This is a genomic window from Pseudomonas sp. SLFW (assembly GCF_009905615.1).
Taxonomy (GTDB): domain Bacteria; phylum Pseudomonadota; class Gammaproteobacteria; order Pseudomonadales; family Pseudomonadaceae; genus Aquipseudomonas; species Aquipseudomonas bambusae.
This window is the reverse complement of sequence record NZ_JAAAKW010000004.1, coordinates 222421-239667: the sequence shown is the minus strand read 5'-3', so window position 1 is coordinate 239667 and position 17247 is coordinate 222421. Positions and strand designations below refer to the sequence as shown.

Below are 17247 nucleotides of genomic sequence, written 5' to 3'. Positions count from 1 at the left end.
CGAGAGGGAGTCCATCCGACACCTCTCTCTCGGATGAAAAACCGCTTCGCGAATAAATTCGCTTCCACAGATCATTACCGCGTACTCGTTACGCCTTCCAAGGCGACTGACGAATGATGTTGACGAAATTCAATGGTTTGAACTTCGGATCTTCGTCCACCAGCACATCGGCGTTCACGGTGCCGAAGGTCGTGTCTGGCTTATGGCGGAAGCCGTCGGCGAAGGCGCACAGGATGCACTCCTTGAATTCTTCGCCACGCGGGTGGGCATGGGTCACGACTTCGCGCTGCTGGTCGCTGAACTGGTCGTAATTGATGCCCAGCACGTCCATTTCAACACCGGCCGTCACCAGCGCAACGTTCGGCCGCAGGTGCTCGGGAACGCCCGGCGTGGTGTGCAGCGCGATGGACAACCAGACCTGTTCCAGATCGCCTTCCGACAACCCGAACGGCTTGGCGAACGCACGGGCTGCGTTGGCACTGTCCACTTCAAAACGCAGGTCCGGGCTGCTGTGTTTTTTCACCAGGCCCAGGTCATGGAACATCGCGCCGACGTACAGCTGCTCGGCGTCGTATTTGAGGCCTTTGCGCTCACCGGTCAACGCGCCCCACAGAAACACCCGACGGCTGTGGTTGAACAGCAGGTCGTCTTCTTCATCACGGATGTATTCGGTGGTGGCGCGGGCCAGGGCGCTGTCAGGGATTTTGATACCGGCGATTTCTTGGGTCATGGGGGTTGTCCTCAGTCAGCGGCGCCGGTGTGGCGCGTTGAGGACAATTCTCCGGGACAGTCATTTTTGCCTCAACGAGCGCACGGTCTCGTTCTCTGCCAAACGTGCATCGTTTACTGCCAGCGGACCTTGGGTTTACCAGAATGCGAGCGAACGGCGGTCGGGGGTTCGGCTAGACTGTGCGCCGCTTCCTGCAAGCGGGCCATCAGAGCCTGGCACGGGTTGCGCGTCCAAACCCTGTCCTTTTGAACCGAACCAAGGAGCCCCTGTGTACAAGGGTGTTGCGTTATCGGTCATGGCCTCCTGCCTCTTCGCGGTCATGTACTACTACACCTCATTGCTGAAACCTTTGAGTGGAGAAGAAATATTCGGTTGGCGCATGCTGCTGACCCTGCCCTGCGTCACGGTGTTCATGCTGTCCAGCGGCGACTGGAAACTGGTGCGCGCCATGACGAACCGCATACGCCAGACGCCAGCATTGCTGGGCGCGATGATGCTGTCCGCCGCGCTGATGGGCGTGCAACTGTGGCTGTTTCTGTGGGCGCCGCTGCATGGGCGCAGTCTGGAGGTGTCGCTGGGGTATTTCCTGCTGCCGCTGACGATGATTCTCACGGGCCGCGTGGTCTATGGCGAGCGGCTGTCCTACTTCCAGAAAATCGCCGCCGCGTGCGCGATGGTCGGCGTCGGCAACGAGCTGATCCGCTTGGGGAGTTTTTCTTGGGAGACGCTGCTGGTGTGTGGCGGCTACCCGATCTACTTCGTGCTGCGGCGCAAGCTCAAGACCGACAACCTCGGCGGGCTGTGGTGGGACATGCTGCTGATCCTGCCGGTGGCGGTGCTGTTCATCTGCCAGGGCAATCCGGGGGTGGTCGAGGAATTTCCGCGCTTCTATGTGCTGATCCCGATCCTCGGGGCGATCAGTGCCTCGGCGCTGGTCAGCTATTTGCTTGCCAGCCGCCTGTTGGCGTTCAGCGTGTTCGGGCTGTTGAGCTACGTGGAACCGGTGTTGCTGGTGGGCGTGGCGCTGCTGCTGGGTGAAAGCATCGGCCGGGATGAATGGATGACCTACCTGCCGATCTGGCTCGGGGTGATGGTGCTGATGGGCGAAGGCGCCAAGCATGTGCTGGTGCAGCGGCGGCGGAATTGCGTCTGATTGCTGCCGTTGCGCTTGTGCCGGAGGCGTAGGGATTGGACTGAATTCAGAACGTGGGGCGTGCCTGAGTTGCTTCTGCCGAAGGCGTAGGAGCTGGCTTGCCTGCGATCTGCCGCGAAGCGGCAGCAGGACCGATGAATGCGGTGTGCCTGACACAACCAAGGTGTCGGGGTTTGCTGTTGCTGCGCAACAGATCGCAGGCAAGCCAGCTCCCACGGCCTTCGGCCAGAATCAAAAGCGTCAGCGCATCATCGCCCAAACCGCGCCAGTTGCATCTCCTGCAACCGGCTCAACGTCCGGCGAAAGGCGAAGGCCAGGTAACCCTCGGTGTACAGCGATTCCATTGGCAGCGCCGCCTCGACGTACAGCGGCACTTTGCGGTCGTAGCATTCGTCGACCAGCGCAATGAACCGGCGCACACCGTCATCGTAAGGCGACAGTTGGGGCAGTTCGCGGTCCCCCGCCACCACTTGCTCAACGCCATCCTCGGTGCCCCGGGCAATCCGCCCTTCCCGCTGCGGCGCGCTCAACGCGGGCACTTCACTCACCAGCACGGCGGTGTAGCGATCGCACAATTCGATGAAGTCCATCGCCGCCAAGGGCTGTTCGCACAGGTCTTTGTAACGGCACCAGACCACGGTCTTGCTGCTGCGCACCACGGCCAGATGCCGACGCCCCAACGGCACCGGCCGGATCGACACCAACTCGCCGTTGCTCAGGGTGTCGAAGACCTCGACCAACGCGCTCGGCCCCGATTCGTGGGTCACCCAGTACCGCTGCTGCGCCTGACCGGGGTGCAGGCGATGGTCTTCGCCGCCGTCCACCGACACCACTGTCATGAACTGATTGATCGCCGTGATCGCCGGCACGAACCGTTCGCGGTTGTGCCCGGTAGCGTACAGCTGTTCGGGCAACTGGTTGGAGGTGCAGACCAGCACCACGCCTTCGTCGAACATCGCCCGCAGCAACCCGCCGAGGATCACCGCATCGCCGATGTCATTGACGAAGAGTTCGTCGAAGCACAGCACCCGCACGTCCTGCCGCAGTTCGCGGGCCAGCACATTGAGGGGATGAGGCACGCCGGTCAGCTGGAACAGCCGCTGATGGACCCAACGCATGAAGTGATGAAAATGCTGGCGTCGGGCGGGCACGGTCAGGCCGTCGAAAAACCGGTCCATGAGCCAGGTCTTGCCGCGCCCCACCGGCCCCCACAGGTACACGCCCTTGAGCGCGTCGCGAGGGCCACTGTCACGCAGCGCCTGCCAGCACGCCTGCAATTGCTGCGCAGCCTGGCGCTGGGCCTCGTCCGGCTGAAAATCCTGTGTGTCGACCGCCTGCTGCCAGGCATCCAGTGGGGAAAGCGCACTCATCGAAACCGGTCACCGCGGGCTGGAGGATGGATCGTGGCGCTTGGAGTACGACGCCCCCAACAGGTAGAAACAGCCACCCGCCACGATGAAGCCCGCCAGCATATAGAACATGAACGCCGGTGGCTGCGCCGCCAAGGCAAAACCACACAGCACCGGGCCGAGCGCGCCGCCAAGGTTGGACAGGTTCTGCGCGCCGTAATACATCCCGCGCAAATGCGTCGGGGCGATGCGGTCGATGAACATGTATTCCGCCGGGAAGACGATGATCTCGCCAAGGGTGAACACGGCCACGGCCAGCGACCAGTGCAACACGGTGCTCGACATCGCGAAACCCACCACCCCCATCAGGAACAGGCTGAAACCGGCTGTCAGCCACTGATTCAGATGCTGATGGCTGATGTGTTTGCCGACGAAGTACTGCAAGCAAATCACCACCGCCGCGTTGACTGCCACCACCGAGCTGATGACGCTGTAAGTGAATTCCGGGGTGCTTGTGGTCACCAGGTACTGCGAGATGTAGGCCGTGAACTGACCGAACACCACCGCGCTGAGTACGCCGCCCACGGTGAAGCAGACCAGCCGATAATCCTTGAGCAGAATCTGCCCCACGGCGAGGAACGAGATGGGCGCGTTGGCAGGGTCCGCCGAACTGAGCTTGCGGTCACCGTACATCGCGTACACCACAAAAAAGCCCAACCCCAACGCTGCCGACATCAGGAACGGCAGCTTCATGTTCCAGTGCGCCAGCCCCGCGCCAATGAACGGGCCGACCGCGTAGCCGATGTTGATCAGCGTGTAGCGCACCGAAAACACCTTGCTCTGCTCCGCCACCGGCAGCAGCTTGCCGAACGCGGCCTTGACCACGATGTCGATCACCGAATAGGCGAAATTGAACGACACCAGAAACAGAAAGAACAGCCACAACCGGCCCGTCAGGCACATGCCGATGAAACCGACAAAGAAGAACCCGGTGAAACACAGGATCAGCTTGTAGCTCGACAGTTTGTCGGTGAGGTAGCCGCCATACAGGCTCAGCAGCGAGCCGACGATCAGCGCGCTGCCGACGATCATGCCGATGTCGCTGATGCCAAGGGTGAAGTTGGAGGACAGATAAATCACCAGATACGGCAAGGTGATCGCCCTGCCCAGCGTCAGAAACAGCGACGACGACAGCAGGAGATTGACGGAGGCAGGGTAATGTCTGAGCGCGGCGAGCATTGGGGTGCTGTCCTTGGCAATGAGCGGTGTTCATTCAGGCCAAACATCGTTACACAATCCGGGTTGACTGGACACTGAGATAAATTCATTTGCCTCATGCACATGCCTGTTTCTGCCGAAGGCGTGGGAGTTGGCTTGCCTACGATCTGGCGCGAAGCGGCAGCAAACCCCGGCGACTCAATTAACCTGACACACCCAAGGTGGCTGATTTTACTGCCGCTTTGCGACAGATCGCAGGCAAGCCAGCTCCTACGGCCTCCGGCCAGAATCAAAAACAGTCAGACTCGCCGCGATCCCGCCTCTGCCGAAGCCCTCTATCATCGACCTCGCGCCTCACATTCCGTAACATCCCCACCCTTTGCGCCTTCTCTTTCAGGTAACCCATGAAACCCGCTCGCCTGCGCGCCGACGTTCTTGCCGGCCTCACCACTTCGTTTGCCCTCGTTCCTGAGTGCATCGCCTTCGCCCTCGTCGCGCACCTCAACCCGCTGATGGGCCTGTATGGCGCGTTCATCATTTGCACCTTGACCGCGCTGTTCGGCGGTCGGCCGGGGATGGTGTCGGGCGCGGCGGGCTCGATGGCGGTGGTGATTGTCGCGCTGGTGGTGCAACACGGCGTGCAATACCTGCTGGCGACGGTGTTGCTGGGCGGGCTGGTGATGATCGCGTTCGGCCTGCTGCGGCTCGGCAAACTGGTGCGGATGGTGCCGTATCCGGTGATGCTCGGCTTCGTCAACGGCCTGGCCATCGTCATCGCCATGGCGCAGCTGGAGCACTTCAAGAGCGGCGAAAACTGGCTCAGCGGCACGCCGTTGTACCTGATGCTCGGCCTCGTCGCGCTGACCATGGCGGTCGTCTACCTGCTGCCGCGCCTGACCCGTTCGGTGCCCCCCGCCCTCGTCGCGATCCTCGGCGTCGGCTTGCTGGTTTACTTCTTCCACCTGCCAACCCGCACCCTCGGCGACATGGCGCACATTGCGGGCGGCCTGCCGAGCGTGGCTTTGCCGGACGTGCCGTGGAACCTCGAAACCCTGGGCATCATCGCCCCGTACGCGATTCTCATGGCGCTGGTCGGCCTGCTGGAAACCCTGCTGACCCTCAACCTCACCGACGAAATCACCGAAAGCCGCGGCTACCCGGACCGCGAGTGCGTGGCGTTGGGCGTGGCGAACATTGCCTCGGGGGTGTGCGGCGGCATGGGCGGTTGCGCGATGATCGGCCAGACCGTGATCAACCTCAGTTCCGGCGGTCGCGGGCGTCTGTCGGGCATCGTCGCCGGGGTGATGATTCTGATGTTCGTGCTGTTTCTGTCGCCGCTCATCGAGCGCATCCCGCTGGCGGCGCTGGTGGGCGTGATGTTCGTGGTGTCGCAGCAGACTTTCGCTTGGGCCTCGTTGCGGGTGCTGCGCAAGGTGCCGCTGAACGACGTGCTGGCGATCATCGCCGTGACCATCGTCACGGTGCTCACCGACCTGGCCACCGCCGTGCTGTTCGGCATCCTCATCGCGGCACTGAACTTCGCCTGGCAACAGGCCCGCGAGCTGTACGCTGACAGCCACACCGAAGCCGACGGCAGCAAGCTGTACCAATTGCACGGCACGCTGTTCTTCGCCTCGACCACGACCTTTCTCAATCAATTTGACCCGGCACAAGACCCGGCCATCGCCACGCTGGATTGCCGCCACCTGCGTTTCGTCGACTACTCGGCGATTGCCGCGCTGATGACCCTCCGCGAACGCTACGAGAAAGCCGGCAAGCACCTGCGAGTGGTGCACTTGTCGGAGCGCTGCAAGAAGCTGCTCAAGCGTGCCGGTGTGCAGCACGCCTGAGGCCGTTTACAGAGGCGTTTGCCAGGCGAAGCGGTAGGCCTTGTCGGGGAGCGCCGCCTGGCACTGGCCGTTGTCGGCATCGGCCCCGACCAGAAACCATTCGGCGCGGGACGTATCGCCCACGCTGCGGGCCTTCTGCGGGTCGTAGCAGCGCGACATATCTTGCGCAGGCACCAGCGCGAAAGCCTTCGGATGGATGCGCAGCCACATCACCGAATGCTCCAGCGGTTGCGTGTCCTTGAAGCCGAAATGCACCAGTGGCTGCTGGGCGAAGACCCAATGCCCTTCCCGCCAATCCACCAGCACCAGATCAGCGTTCTGCGTCGCCATGGCCACCTCGCGCATCATGCTTTCGTGAGGATTGATGCCTTCGAGGCGAGGCTCGACAAAGCCGCGCACGCACCACGCGCACAACCACAGCACGGTCAGCGAAACGAACACTGTTCGGCCTTTGGGCCGATTGCTGAACCAGCGGCGCAGCATCCACGGGATCAACGGCGCGCTGACCAGCACCAGCGCGGGCACCGCCGGGAAAATGTACAGCTTGCGCTTGCCGGTGCTAATGCTGAAAAACACCAGCACCAACACCACCCAGCCCAGCAACACCAGCACCCGGCCGTCGTGCCGCAGCAGCTGCTTGCGCCACGCGGGCACCAGCCACGGCAGCATGAACAGGATCGGAATCCAGTATTTGGGGATGACCTGGACGAAGAAGTACCAGAACGGCTCGCGATGATCCCAGGCGTTGGCGTAACGACTTGCCGTTTGCCTGAAGAGAATTTCCTGCGCGTAGGCGACGCTGTCGGTGCTGCCTTGCGCGACGATCACCAGCAACGGCAGCAGCCACACAGCGATGGCCGCCAGAGCGACCAGCAACCCCAGCCACCATTTTTTCGTGCTGCCGGAGGGCATTGCGACCACCCCGCTCCAGCCTTTGCGCGCCGCGTAGGCATAAGGAATCAACATCAACGCAGGCAGAAATCCCACCCCCTTGCTGATGATCCCAAACCCCATTGCAGCACAGGCGAGGTAATACCAGCGCCAGTCCGGCCCGAGCAGCAGGTGACGACACAGTCCATAAATGCCGAGCACCGTCCACAAGGCGAGAAAGCCATCGATCTGCCCGGTCTGCAGAATGCTGTAGCTCTGATAGGTGCAGAGAAACAGCAGCGCCGAAATCACCCCGACACGTCGCCTCCACAAGCGCCGCCCCAAGTCATACAGGCAACCGGTGGTCACCGCTCCCGCGATCAGCGCAGGCAGATACAACGCGACTTTCGGCAAATGGGTGAGCTGCACGAACAGCGCCACCGTCCACATGAACAGCGGCGGTTTGTCGGCATAAATTTCCCCAGCTCGGTGGGGAATGAACCAGGCGCCGTTCTGCAGCATCTCCAGCGCCACGCCGAGAAAACGCTCTTCATCGACGTTCAGCGGCTGGCGCCAGCCGAGTCCTGCGCCCAACAGCAACACCGACAATACGACAAAAAACCACAACGCCAGGCGAGGGTTCGCCAATCGAATCCGCACGGCTCAATCCTTCTGTTCGACGACGCCGTCTGACTGTTCTTTGAATTTGGCGATCAGTTGCAAGTTGCGCAGGTACACGATGAAACCGAAGGACTGACCGACGATGAACACCGGGTCCTGTCGGTAGATCGCGTAGGCCAAAAGTAGCGCGCTGCCGATGATGCTCAGGTACCAGAAGCCCACCGGAATCACGCTGCGCTTCTTGTATTCGCTGTACAGCCACTGCAGGACGAAACGCCCGGTAAACGCCAGCTGGCCGATGAAACCCACCGCCAGCCACAACGATTCTCTGCCCATGTCAGACCTCGCTTTCCCGTGCGTTCACGTCCAGTCGGGTGCGGCGGATCAGCCACCACACGCCGAACAAATCAAGGATGCCCACCAGCGCGCGGTCCAGGTTGCCGTAGTTGGACACCCCGGCCCCACGCTCGCGGTGATTGACCGGGTGCACCAGCATCCGGCCGTTGTGGCGGCGGATCAGTGCCGGAATGAAGCGGTGCATGTGGTCGAAATACGGCAGGCGCAGAAACGCCTCGCGCTCGATCAGTTTGATACCGCAGCCGGTGTCCGGGGTCTGGTCCTTGAGCAGGCTGCTGCGCAGTTTGTTGGCGAAACGCGACGCCCAACGCTTGCTTGCGGTGTCCTGCCGATTGACCCGATGCCCGGCCACCAGCTTCACGCCGTCCGGCTTGCCCTCGGAGCCGCGCACCAGCGCGAGCATGCCGGGCAAGTCCGCCGGGTCGTTCTGTCCGTCGCCATCCAGCGTCGCCAGCCAAAGTCCGCGTGCCGCTTCGGCGGCGTGATACACCGAGGTGCTCTGCCCCAGGGAGCGGGTGTGGCTGAGCACACGCAGCTGGCTGTACCCGCCGTCTTGCAGGCTGCGTAACTGGGCCGCGGTGGCGTCGGTGCTGCCATCGTCCACGACGATCACTTCGAATGCTTCGTCCGCAAACGCGGCGCGCACTTCTTCGAGCAGGGGAATGAGGTTGCCTGCTTCGTTCTTGGCAGGAATCAGAACCGACACATAAGGGGTTGCGTGCATGACATTCCTTGCAAAAGACAAAAGAGAGAGCGGTTAAACCCGGTAATAACTGCAGTACCAATCGACGAACGACGGCACACCGGTGGCAACCGTGACCTGCGGCCGGAAACCGACCCGCTCTTCCAGCTCGCGGGTGTCAGCCCAGGTATTGAGCACGTCTCCCGACTGCAACGGCAGAAAGTGCTTGATGGCTCGCGTGTTCAGCGCGTCTTCGAGGCATTCGACGAAATCCAGCAGCTTCACCGGAGAGCCGAAGCCGATGTTGTAGACCTTGTTCGGCGCACCGTTTGCGGCCTCGGGCGGCAACGGGATCAGGCGCACCAGGGCTTCGACGATGTCGTCGATGTAGGTGAAATCCCGGGACATGGCACCGTCGTTGTAGACCTCGATGGGACGGCCCTTGAGGATCGCGTCAGTGAACTTGAACAGCGCCATGTCCGGCCTTCCCCACGGGCCGTACACGGTAAAAAAGCGCAGGCCGGTGGTAGGAATGCCATAGAGGTGTGCGTAGGAATGCGCCATCAGCTCGTTGGCGCGTTTGGTCGCGGCATAGAAGGAAATCGGCTGGTCCACCGCGTCGCCGGTGGCATAAGGCAGCTTCTGGTTGAGCCCATAGACCGAGCTGCTAGAGGCATAAATCAGATGGGCCGGCGTGTGAGCCCGGCAGGCTTCCAACACGTTGAGAAACCCCACTAGATTGCTTTGCGCGTAGGTGTCGGGGCTGTCGATGGAGTAACGCACGCCCGCTTGGGCGGCCAAGTGAATGACCCGGTCGAAACGCTGCTCGGCGAACACGTCCAGCAGACCTTGCTTGTCCGTCAAGTCCAGCTTCTGAAACTGGAAGTTGCCGTGCGGGGCCAACTGCGCGAGCCGCGCCTTTTTCAGCTCGACGCTGTAATAGCTGTTGAGGTTGTCGATCCCCACGACCTGATGACCGTCACGGCACAGACGCTTTGCCGTGTGATAGCCGATGAAACCTGCGGCCCCGGTGATCAGTATTTTCATGCGCTCACGTCCATGGCTCTGCGGGAATGACATGTTTTTTCAGTTGCAGAGGCTTATATCAATCGCGAATGACCGTTTTGTGTGTGGCAGATGACGGAACGACGACGGCCTGAGCAGGCCGGTGCACATGCGCGTCAGCCAAATGGCAGCGGCGAGCGCTTAGTGCACGCTTCTCGCGCAAGGCGCATGGGCACCGCATTATTTTTGTTCCAAAAATACTCATTTTTTGTACACAACTTATCTTTGAAATCCTTTTGAAACAAAACGTCAGACGGATCACGACCTGTGAATCAGAGGGTTACGGACGTGTATGGTCTTCATAATCTGACCACTCGATCAGTTTCATGGCCCATTTATTGCTCCGCCCGACCCACCAGCACTGTTCCATCGTGGTTGTGCGCGCGTATTTGCGGAGTTTTCCATGCCTGTCTGGCGAAAGAGTATTCAGTGGCAATTGACCCTGAGCATGGGGGCCGCGCTGGTGATCAGCAGCCTGATCGTGATTGGCATCTACGCCTTTGCCCTGAACAAACTGACTGATCGTTATCTGCTGCAACAAGCCATGCCTGCCAGCGTCGATGCTATCCGCAACGACCTCGAACGGCTGTTGGCGGCGCCTCTTACGGCGGCCAGCGACATCGGCGACAACACGCTGGTCTCGGACTGGCTCGGCAATGGCGAAGATCCTGCGCAACAGGCGGCCTTCATCCGCTACCTGGCGAAGATCAAGGAACAGCACAACGCGCTGACCACCTTCATCGTCGCCAAGGACAGCGGCCACTACATCACCAACAAAGGCGCTGACCGCACCCTGCAACGCGGCCCGGCGGACAACGACTGGTTCTACGGTTTCCTCGACAGCAACAAGCGTCGCTCGCTGGACATCGATATCGACGCCACGACCAAGGTGCCGACGCTGTTCATTAACCAGCGCATCGAGCACAACGGCACCGTGGTCGGCGTGGCGGGCCTGGGTTTCAGCATGAGCGCGCTGTCGCAAATGGTCCGTGATTTCCACTTCGGCAAAGAGGGTCAGGTGTACCTGGTCAGCCCCGATGGCAAGATCAAGGTGCACCCGAACGCTGATTTCAACGATCGCGAATCGCTGACGCAACTGGTGGGCGATGCGGCTTCCCGCACCCTGCTCAGCCAGAGCGGCAAGGGTCAGGCGCTGGAGTTCGAGCGCGGCGGCGAGCCTTACGTGGCGGTCGCCAAACCTGTGGATTCACTCGGCTGGACGCTGGTGAGCGAAGTGCCGCTGGCCGAAGTCTATGGCCCGGCGAAAGAGGCGCTGACGACGATTTCAGCGATCAGCCTCGCGGTGGTGCTGTGCTTCCTCGGTTTTGTCGCCTGGATTGCGCGGGGCATCGTCCGGCCGATTCAGCAAGTGACGAACGCGCTGGTGGACATCGGCGGCGGCCAGGGTGACCTGACCCGCCGTCTGGATGACAGCCGCGCCAACGAACTGGGCGATCTGGCCCGGGGCTTCAACCGTTTCATCGAAAGCCTGCGCCTGCTGATCGGCGACGTGCTGCAGACCACCGAGCAGGTGCGGCACAGCGTGGTGGACGTGGCGCGGGTGGTGGACAGCACCTCGACCCGCGCGCTCAAGCAGCAACAGATGACGGACATGGTCGCCACCGCCGTTCACGAAATGGGCCTGACCGTGCAAGAAATCGCCCGCAATGCCGGTGCCGCTGCCGATGTTTCGCGTAATACCCATCAGGAAGCGGTGTCGGCCAAACGCGTGGTCGGCGAATCCATCAACCACATTCAAAGCATGTCCGATGGCGTCGGCACGGCAGCGGGTGCGGTGGAAAACCTCGCGACGCAGATCTCGACGATCGATCAGGTGCTGAGCGTGATTCGCAGCATTTCCGAACAGACCAACCTGCTGGCCCTGAACGCGGCCATCGAAGCGGCTCGCGCGGGGGAAATGGGCCGTGGTTTTGCCGTGGTTGCCGATGAAGTCCGGACGCTGGCCGGTCGCACCCAGAGCGCGACCACGGAAATTCAGCAGATGATGGGCGAGCTGAAAACCGGCGCCGATCAGGCCGTGACGTCGATGCGCGCCGGTCAGGCCGCCACGGGCACCGGCGTTGAAGCCAGTCGCCGCACCGGTCATTCGCTGGACGCCATCGCCGGGCACGTCGAAGAACTCACCGACCGCAACCATCAGGTCGCGGCGGCCACGGAAGAACAAAGCACCGTGACCGAAGAGATCAACCGCAACGTGCAGGGCATCGCCGACCTGGCGCAATCCACCGTCAGCGACGTGAAGACCTGCCGCGAGGACTGCCAGAAGTTGTCGCAGAAGGCCGAACACCTCGCCGCGCAGATGGCGCGGTTCAGGCTATAGAGGAGTCACACACCTTTCATGGCCGGAACACTCAACCTGTAGGAGCGAATTCATTCGCGAAAAATCACCCAGGCGGCCCAGAAGTGTCAGATGCACCGCCGCCTCGCGAATGAATTCGCTCCTACAGAGGTTCGCTGTATACATGTACCCCTGTGGTAGCACGGCTAGCTGACGGTGACGTCCGAAAAATCGCCAGCAAAGTCGTGTGGCTAGAGGAGCCCCCGCAGAATACCCTCGGTCGCCACCACCTGCGCATACTCCCCGTGCAGGTTCCCTAATGAAATGGCATGAATGTCCTCGGCACTGCGCGCCTTGCCAAAAAAATCCGAGCCATCGAACGTGTAACAGGCGTCATGGGGCACGATCACCTCAAACCCCAGATTGCCTCCCGTGCGGGCCGTGGACTCCACCGAGTTGTTGGTCACCACGCCGACAATCACCACCTGATTGATCCCGTCCGCCCGCAACCAGCCTTCCAGCGCCGAATGGCAGAACGCGTCCGGCACCTGCTTATGCAGCTCCCCTTCCCCGTCCCAAGGCAAAAACTCAGGCTGGAATTCGACTCCAGACTGCTGGGGCCAGAACACCGAATCCGGTGAACGGGAAAAATGCCGGACATGAATCACCGTGCGCCCGCTGTCGCGCCACGCGGCGAGCAACGCCAGCATCCGTTGCTCGGCCTCCGGGTTGTTGCGCCGTCCCAGCTTTGGATGGTTGATGCCCTGTTGCATGTCGATGATGACCAACGCGGCCTTGCGGGAAATATCCATCGTGCCCTCTTAATCAAATGGCGCTGAAATGCCGCGCCCACTGCTGTTCGGCAAACTGCTCGATGATGAAATCGACAAAGGCCCGGGTCTTGCCGGGCAGCAACTTGTGCTCACTGTAATAAATGCAGACGTGGCCGTCCTCGACGTACCAATCGGGCAACACCCGCCGCAACGCGCCGCTGCGCAGGTACGGCACCGCGAAGGGCATGCTCACCAGCGCCACGCCGAGGCTCTGCCCGGCCGCCAGACAGGCTGCTTCCGAATCGCTCATGGTCATGCGCAGTTTGAGGCGCAGCGATGTCTGCTCCTGATTGCGGTGGGTCAGCGGCCAGGAGCGGATACGGCCGGTCTGTGGCGAGCGGATCAGAATGCCGTCGCACTCGCTCAACTCATCGGGATGACGCAGGTTCGGATGAGCATCAAGCCACTCCGGCGAGGCCACCAGCACACGGTGAGCGGGCGCGAGCTTGCGCGCGACGACGCCTTGGGGCAGGTCGAACCCACCACCGATGGCCGCGTCGAAGCCCTGACCGATCAGATCCACCTGGCGGTTATCGAAATGCCAGTCCGGGGTGATCGCCGGATAACGCCGCAAAAACTCGCCCAACAAAGGCACCACGTATAAGCACCCGAAAATCGTCCCGACGCTGACCTTCAATGTGCCCGCCGGACTGCCCTCGGCACTGGCCAGATTGGCCACGGCGTTCTGGATCGTGTTGAAGCTGGTGCGCACCTCGCCGAGAAATCGTTGCCCTGCTTCCGTCAGAGTCAGCCGACGCGTACTACGCTGGAACAGCCGCACGCCCAGCCGCGTCTCCAGCTTGGCGACGCTCTTGCCCACGGCGGCAGGCGTCAGGCTCAGACGGCGCGCGGCTTCGGCAAAGCTACCGACCTCGGCACTGCGGACGAAGCATTCGATACTGCTGAAGTTTTCCATCGCACTCATTCACAACTTCTGGTTTACACAGACTATCGCGATTACCCGCTACCGAGAACCTAATCCACGCAGGATACTGACGCCCATCCACTCACTACTCACGGGTTACAGGAGATCGACATGACTCACCCAACCAACCTCACCGGCAAAACTGCACTGGTCCAAGGCGGCTCCCGCGGCATCGGCGCAGCCATCGTCAAACGTCTGGTCGAACAAGGTGCAGCGGTTGCCTTCACCTTCGTCAGTTCCGAAGACAAAGCCCGCGCCCTGCAAGACAGCATCACCGCCAGCGGCGGCAAAGCCCTGGCGATCAAGGCCGACAGCGCCAGCGAACAGGACATCCGCGACGCCGTCGCCACAACCGTTGAAACCTTCGGCGGACTCGACATCCTGGTCAACAACGCCGGCGTCCTCGCCATCGCCCCGCTGGAAGACTTCAAACTGGAAGATTTCGACCGTACCCTCGCCATCAACGTGCGCAGCGTGTTCATCGCCACCCAGGCAGCCGCCGTGCATATGAAGGAAGGCGGCCGCATCATCAACATCGGCAGCACCAACGCCGACCGCATGCCCTTCGCCGGTGGCGGCGTCTACGCCATGAGCAAATCGGCCCTCGTCGGCCTGACCAAAGGCCTGGCCCGCGACCTCGGCCCGCGCGGCATCACCGTCAACAACGTACAACCCGGCCCGGTCGACACCGACATGAACCCGGCCAACAGCGACTTCGCCGAAACCCTGCTGGGCCTCATGGCCGTGCCGCGATACGGCAAATCCGAAGAAATCGCCGCCATGGTTGCTTACCTCGCAGGCCCTGAAGCGGGCTACGTTACCGGCGCCAGCCTCACCATCGACGGCGGCTTCGGCGCCTGATCTCCCCCGTCGCACCGCGCAACAACAGGCCTTGGCTCTGAAGAGACGCCGGGGCTTTGCGCTTTTCTGCTTAACCGCATGAAAAATCTGAAAAAAAGCTTTGCCTTCGAAAGAGACTTCGAATACATTAGCGCGCCTCGACAGACTGAACGTCTGAAGAGATACGGTGAAGTGTCCGAGTGGCTTAAGGAGCACGCCTGGAAAGTGTGTATACAGGAAACTGTATCGAGAGTTCGAATCTCTCCTTCACCGCCACATTCGATGTAAACGAAACCCCCGAGATTCCTTGAGAATTCGGGGGTTTTTCGTTTGTGCCGTTCGGTATTAGCCTTTCCCCAAGGGCGGGGTATGATCCCTTCCATCCCCCGATGCAAGGAACCGCTCCCATGCACTTCACCCCCCTGACCGAATCCCCTCCCGCCATTCAATCCGCCGTGCGGCTGCTCCGGAATCAGGAGGACGTGCGCAGGTTCATGTACACCTCCCACGAAATCTCTCAATCGGAACATGACGCCTGGCTCGCATCGTTGGTGGGGAATGCTCGGCAGTCGGTGTTTGTGGCGATGCTCGACGGGGTGTTGGCGGGGGTGGTGTCGTTGAGTGCGATCAATGCCGCGCAGAAGACAGCGGATTGGGCGTTTTATCTGGATGCGCGTTTGCAGGGCAAGGGGCTGGGGAGTCAGGTGGAGTTCTGGATGCTGGATCATGCCTTTAATGAAGCGGGGCTTGAGAAGCTGAATTGCGAGGTGCTGGAGAGCAATCCAGCAGTGATCAAGATGCATCAGAAGTTCGGGTTTCAGATCGAGGGCGTGCGTCGGCAAAACATCATCAAGGAGGGTCAGCGCATTGATGTCGTATTGCTGGGTATCACGAAAGCCGAATGGCAAGCGCGGCGCCCGGCCATCGAGCCTTTGATCACGAGGCTGACGCATTCGAACGGATGAGTCGTACATCCGACCAGAAGGTTTCTGGCCGAGTTTTGGCTACGCTGTTCATTAACTTCCCGCAGAACATCGGAAACCGTTTCATCCCGCCTTTCGAGGAGCTAATGTCTATGCGTCGTAACCTCCGTTCGGAGGGAAACGGTCACGTACGAGGCTAGTTTTGCGTCAGATCACCCAGCCCGTATTCCAGCCCCCATTGCGCGGCCATCACAACGAAAAAAGGACGCGGATTTCGCAGGAGTAGGTTGATGAACGGTATTGGCAAACGCCTGAAGCAGGAACGAAAACGCTTGAAGCTCACTCAGAGCGCCTTGGGCGCCATCGGTGGTGTCGAGGCGAATGCTCAAGGTCATTATGAAAGTGGGCAGCGTTTGCCCCGGGCCGATTATCTGTTTCGTATCGCGGCGGCCGGCGTCGACATCAGTCGTGTCGTCACCGGCATCGATTCGAACAACCGGATGGAGGTGCCGATGCTGCCTTCCCTCGGTCAGCCTGATGACGATCACGACAGCGCCGAAAGTGTAGTGAGGATTATCGGACAGTTGCGACAAAGCCTGTGGGTGACGGCCAATGCGCTGTGTGAGGTCACGCGCCTGGTGGACACCAAGGAGCAGCCCAGCAATACCGACCACGTCGAGGATCATCTGCGGGTGTTGCAGGGCGATGCCGATATGTTCGTTGCGCTGGCACTGGCCAAGGTGCAGAAAGCCAGTCACGAAACCCACTGACACCTGTCGCCGCCCGCTGACAGCCCCTCTCTCCGGTGGTAGCCTTGCGCCACACAGGGAGGGCTTCGATGAAAGGGTTGTTATTCGCGCTGACGGGCATTGCACTGGTTCTCAGTGAAGCGGCCAGCGCCGAGGTGTTCAAATGCGTCGCGCGGGACGGCAAGATCAGCTTTGCTTCGACCCCCTGCCCGGATTACGTGGGTGAGGCGATGCCGCAGCGCCCCGGCCAGTCGCGCCTGTCCAGCGATTGGGAAGAGCGGGATTTCCCTGATCGGCTGAATAAAAACGCCACCGAAATTCTGCAGGTCAGTCGACGCAGCCGGATCATCATCACCAACGAAAAAGAAATTTCCGATCACATGCAGGCCATCCGCCCACCTCCTCCGGGTGTGCCCTCTCGCTGTGTCGCACCGATTTACAACAGCGCGTGTTTCGACCCGTCGGGGGGCAGGGTTCGCCAGCCGGTGAAAGGCAGCCTGTTTCAGTCCGGCGCGAAATAGCCTCCGCGGCCGTCGTAAACTCCGTCTGCTCCCACAGGTTTGATGGCGTTAGCAGATCATCGACGTGGCTCGATCCCGTGGGAGACGCCGGAGGTTACGACGGCAGCGAAAACGGCAGCCTGGTGAACGATGAACCCATGGCATACCACGATCCCAAACAAGCCTGCACGGGAAGAACGTGTAAACCTTACTTCCGAATTTCCTGAACTAAGTATTTATCGGCAACGATGTTACCGAATGTAAGAGCTGCTTAAAGTCGTGC

Annotated in this window: 16 protein-coding genes, 1 tRNA gene and 1 pseudogene; 9 read left to right on the top strand and 9 right to left on the bottom strand. The window is 61.1% G+C overall.

Annotation, left to right across the window (positions count from 1 at the left end; all coding sequences use genetic code 11):
• Window positions 1-88: 88 nt before the first annotated feature.
• Entirely contained in the window at window positions 89-730 is a 642-nt protein-coding gene (locus tag GVN17_RS09455) for an HD domain-containing protein (RefSeq protein WP_166594988.1), read from the bottom strand.
• Between the two features lie 268 nt (window positions 731-998).
• On the opposite strand from GVN17_RS09455, the gene rarD reads away from it, so the two are divergent.
• Window positions 999-1883 (top strand): EamA family transporter RarD, encoded by an 885-nt coding sequence (gene rarD, locus GVN17_RS09450; protein WP_166594987.1) that lies wholly within the window; start codon window positions 999-1001, stop codon window positions 1881-1883.
• 248 nt (window positions 1884-2131) lie between these two features.
• Here rarD and zapE read toward each other — a convergent pair whose 3' ends face one another.
• Window positions 2132-3253 carry a cell division protein ZapE gene (gene zapE, locus GVN17_RS09445; protein WP_166594986.1) on the bottom strand — a complete coding sequence of 374 codons (1122 nt, stop codon included), beginning with the start codon at window positions 3251-3253 and terminating at the stop codon, window positions 2132-2134.
• A gap of 9 nt (window positions 3254-3262) precedes the next feature.
• Window positions 3263-4471, bottom strand: coding sequence for an MFS transporter (locus tag GVN17_RS09440; RefSeq protein ID WP_166594985.1), 1209 nt, complete (start codon window positions 4469-4471; stop codon window positions 3263-3265).
• 383 nt (window positions 4472-4854) lie between these two features.
• Between GVN17_RS09440 and GVN17_RS09435 the strand changes: the two genes are divergently transcribed.
• Complete coding sequence (locus GVN17_RS09435) at window positions 4855-6300, top strand: SulP family inorganic anion transporter (protein ID WP_166594984.1); 1446 nt, start codon at window positions 4855-4857, stop codon at window positions 6298-6300.
• A 6-nt stretch (window positions 6301-6306) separates the two neighbouring features.
• Here the strand turns inward: GVN17_RS09435 and GVN17_RS09430 are convergent, their stop codons facing one another.
• The 4 genes from GVN17_RS09430 to GVN17_RS09415 are packed head-to-tail and all read right to left on the bottom strand — an operon-like array spanning window position 6307 to window position 9877.
• Window positions 6307-7830: a glycosyltransferase family 39 protein gene (locus GVN17_RS09430; protein ID WP_166594983.1), complete on the bottom strand. Its 1524-nt coding sequence runs from the start codon at window positions 7828-7830 to the stop codon at window positions 6307-6309.
• Window positions 7831-7833: 3 nt separating this feature from the next.
• A complete protein-coding gene (locus GVN17_RS09425; RefSeq protein ID WP_166594982.1) occupies window positions 7834-8127 on the bottom strand; it encodes a lipid-A-disaccharide synthase N-terminal domain-containing protein in 294 nt (97 codons plus the stop codon).
• Window position 8128: 1 nt separating this feature from the next.
• The gene (locus GVN17_RS09420; protein ID WP_166594981.1) at window positions 8129-8872 is read right to left on the bottom strand and encodes a glycosyltransferase family 2 protein; all 744 of its coding nucleotides are present in this window, start codon (window positions 8870-8872) and stop codon (window positions 8129-8131) included.
• Between the two features lie 33 nt (window positions 8873-8905).
• A complete protein-coding gene (locus GVN17_RS09415) occupies window positions 8906-9877 on the bottom strand; it encodes an NAD-dependent epimerase (protein WP_166594980.1) in 972 nt (323 codons plus the stop codon).
• 421 nt (window positions 9878-10298) lie between these two features.
• Between GVN17_RS09415 and GVN17_RS29910 the strand changes: the two are divergent.
• Together GVN17_RS29910 and GVN17_RS29905 are read left to right on the top strand one after the other, a co-directional pair.
• Window positions 10299-11378 (top strand): annotated as a pseudogene (locus GVN17_RS29910) (cache domain-containing protein); the annotation flags it as partial.
• A gap of 120 nt (window positions 11379-11498) precedes the next feature.
• Window positions 11499-12236 (top strand): methyl-accepting chemotaxis protein, encoded by a 738-nt coding sequence (locus GVN17_RS29905; RefSeq protein ID WP_371928524.1) that lies wholly within the window; start codon window positions 11499-11501, stop codon window positions 12234-12236.
• 209 nt (window positions 12237-12445) lie between these two features.
• On the opposite strand, the gene GVN17_RS09405 is transcribed toward GVN17_RS29905, so the two are convergent.
• Both GVN17_RS09405 and GVN17_RS09400 read right to left on the bottom strand, forming a co-directional pair.
• On the bottom strand, window positions 12446-13006 hold the full coding sequence (locus GVN17_RS09405; RefSeq protein ID WP_166594978.1) for a cysteine hydrolase family protein: 561 nt from the start codon (window positions 13004-13006) through the stop codon (window positions 12446-12448).
• Between the two features lie 13 nt (window positions 13007-13019).
• The gene (locus GVN17_RS09400; RefSeq protein WP_166595170.1) at window positions 13020-13943 is read right to left on the bottom strand and encodes a LysR family transcriptional regulator; all 924 of its coding nucleotides are present in this window, start codon (window positions 13941-13943) and stop codon (window positions 13020-13022) included.
• A gap of 120 nt (window positions 13944-14063) precedes the next feature.
• On the opposite strand from GVN17_RS09400, the gene GVN17_RS09395 reads away from it, so the two are divergent.
• From GVN17_RS09395 to GVN17_RS09375, 5 genes are all read left to right on the top strand, one after another.
• Window positions 14064-14813: a 3-oxoacyl-ACP reductase family protein gene (locus tag GVN17_RS09395; protein WP_166594977.1), complete on the top strand. Its 750-nt coding sequence runs from the start codon at window positions 14064-14066 to the stop codon at window positions 14811-14813.
• A gap of 165 nt (window positions 14814-14978) precedes the next feature.
• Window positions 14979-15068, top strand: a tRNA-Ser gene (locus GVN17_RS09390).
• A gap of 131 nt (window positions 15069-15199) precedes the next feature.
• On the top strand, window positions 15200-15757 hold the full coding sequence (gene pseH / locus GVN17_RS09385; protein WP_166594976.1) for a UDP-4-amino-4,6-dideoxy-N-acetyl-beta-L-altrosamine N-acetyltransferase: 558 nt from the start codon (window positions 15200-15202) through the stop codon (window positions 15755-15757).
• Window positions 15758-16005: 248 nt separating this feature from the next.
• Complete coding sequence (locus GVN17_RS09380) at window positions 16006-16485, top strand: helix-turn-helix domain-containing protein (RefSeq protein ID WP_166594975.1); 480 nt, start codon at window positions 16006-16008, stop codon at window positions 16483-16485.
• 68 nt (window positions 16486-16553) lie between these two features.
• Complete coding sequence (locus GVN17_RS09375; protein WP_166594974.1) at window positions 16554-16985, top strand: DUF4124 domain-containing protein; 432 nt, start codon at window positions 16554-16556, stop codon at window positions 16983-16985.
• The last annotated feature ends 262 nt before the right edge of the window (window positions 16986-17247 follow it).